Genomic DNA, 2,366 nt, shown 5'->3' on the forward strand with positions numbered 1-2,366 from the left:
GGAGTTCTCAAGCAAGTCCGCCCCTCCAAATGGCTCTCCTTTCTGCTTCTTCTGAAAGACTGTCGTGCGACTACGAGTCTGAGAATTTATCAGACAAGACCTCCCAGACAAGGAGCAGGTGGCCGAGGGTTATTTTAATGGATGTTCCTTTGGGGGAGTCTTCAGTTTTCATTGTGGAGATTCCTTGATTAGGAGTCATAAGGCCTAAATCAGGTGCATCGTAGACGCCACCTGAGTTTACTTGTTATTTTTTTATTTCGTGCATGAAAGACTTTAACTTCAAGACAACATGCTTTACTCCTAGATCTTCATATATTGACAAACTTGACTCTATGCTCTCAAGAGCGGCATCAATATCCCCAAGATCATAATTTACCACACCTATATTGTACTTGGCTAAACCTATACCTTCCTTGTGGTTAATCTCCTTGTTTATTGATAATGCCAAATTAAAACAATCCAAAGCATCGTTCAGATTACCCTTGATTTTGTGAAGCATTCCAGAATTAATTAAGCAAATAGCAATATCCTTTCTTGCACCTAATTCCTTATACATCCTTAGAGATTCATTGCAATACCTTTCTGCGATCTCGAGTTCTCCTTGCTCTCTATATAGATTCCCTAGATTGCCCTTGTGTCTTGCACAACCATATTTATCACCATTCTTGGTATCGATTTCGAGTGCCTTCTCGTAGTACTTTTTTGCTTCTGGAAAATTTTTTTCATATTTATAAATAACCGCTAGATTTCCATACACAATAGATAGATTTTTATTTGAATCGCCCATCAGCAATATGGATTTCTTGTAACTTGCTTTGGCTTCAGAATAATTACCTTTTATTTTAAAAACCAGACCAAGATCGCTGAGGATTTCAGCCTCGACGTCCGTGGCATTTATCGATTTAGCAATAGCCAAACCATCGCTATACATGTTTTCAGCAAGTTCTAGCTCGCCAAGATATTTATACGCAACACCTAGAGTCCTCTTCATCATTGCTTTGATTTTAGGTTCTGCTTTCGTATTTTCGACACTTAATAAATTTATTACATCTTGGTTTTTCCCTATTCTAATTAGAAGGTCACAATATACTAAGCGCGCCTCAAGATCGTTCTCATCCAAAGTCATAACTTTTTTAAATGCACTGATTGATTCATTTGTATCAGTAAAAAAAGCCAGTGCACCAATCTTTCGCCACTTTTCCACTACTACATCCTGGCTAAAATCTGCATCATGCTTTAATAATCTTATAGCTTTATGAATGTCACCTCTTTCAATAGCCTCGACAATTTCAGTAGACGTTTTGTCATTTACAATATCTTCAATAACCTGTTTTAGAATGTGAATTTTGACTTCATCTAGAACCACATTGGCATTGTCACCCAGAAGCTTCTCAAAAATTTTCGCTCCGGGGGAACTCGACCTATTTTTCAGTCGTATAAATAAAACAACTGAAAAAGCAATCATTAACGCACCAATAACTATAACAAGGGTATCGGCGCTCGAATTGAGCGATAGCCTTATATATAAATCTTCTTTGATAATCTCTAAGCTTGAGCCTAACTGTATGACCCTCTGGTAAGCTACAAAAATAATCCCTGAAGTCAACAGGCACCATATGAACTTAGTATCGAAATTAGGATTTAAAATTCGATTAAGCTTCTCTAAAAAAATGCCTTTTATAGTAAATTTTTTACTCATGTCTTTTTAACATAACAGTGATGGATAATCTTCCGTACTAATTTAATAGCATGGAAGGCGGTATAACTACGAAATACGTCGATCTAAAAAATCAAAAAAACACTATTTTCAATCACTTACAAAGCACCTCATGAGCCAGGGAGTATTCGCTTGACTTCCACATTCCACGCTTTCATTACTACTGGACAGATATACACGGGGCGCTAGGTGTCGCGCAAGACAGACCAAAGCACCGTGTCGATAAAGTGTCGAAATCACTGCAAGGGATAGCAGAGAAATGTTGCACTGGCTGGACTGCAAGGCCAGTAAAGCCGGGCGTTTCAGATCACAGCAAGGAGCTGGAAAGGGTTCGATTCCCATCACCCATAAAGGCAAAGCTTGGCGGCAATGGTTTGAGCCGGGAAAGATGGGTTGTTGTGTGAAGGGTGGCCAAAGGTGCAGAGGCTCTGCATCTGTGGCTTTGGGTGACGGATAGGTGACTAGCGTTTGCGAGCTTTGCGGCGGCGGGTAATTACCTCATTCGCCAGATTCGCTATCTCCTTCAATGACTCTCGGTCGCTGACTTCATAGATGAGATCGCTTAAATAGTGCCGGAGTTCGTCGCGGCTCAGCTCGGCAGGGGCTGCTGACTCGGGCGTCTAGCTGAAAAATGACGTTATTGAGCATT

General features: G+C 40.3%; 1 protein-coding gene. It reads right to left on the minus strand.

Annotated features, from left to right (window positions below; genetic code table 11):
- Positions 1 to 244: 244 nt before the first annotated feature.
- Complete coding sequence (locus tag GIB19_RS27990; protein ID WP_274888835.1) at positions 245 to 1,699, minus strand: tetratricopeptide repeat protein; 1,455 nt, start codon at positions 1,697 to 1,699, stop codon at positions 245 to 247.
- Positions 1,700 to 2,366: the final 667 nt, after the last annotated feature.

This window comes from Pseudomonas sp. ITEM 17296, assembly GCF_028895205.1.
GTDB classification, from domain to species: domain Bacteria; phylum Pseudomonadota; class Gammaproteobacteria; order Pseudomonadales; family Pseudomonadaceae; genus Aquipseudomonas; species Aquipseudomonas kermanshahensis.

Excerpts from the sequence above, each read along its gene's own strand:
- GIB19_RS27990 (WP_274888835.1), bottom strand. The coding sequence starts at position 1,699 with ATGAGTAAAAAATTTACTATAAAAGGCATTTTTTTAGAGAAGCTTAAT.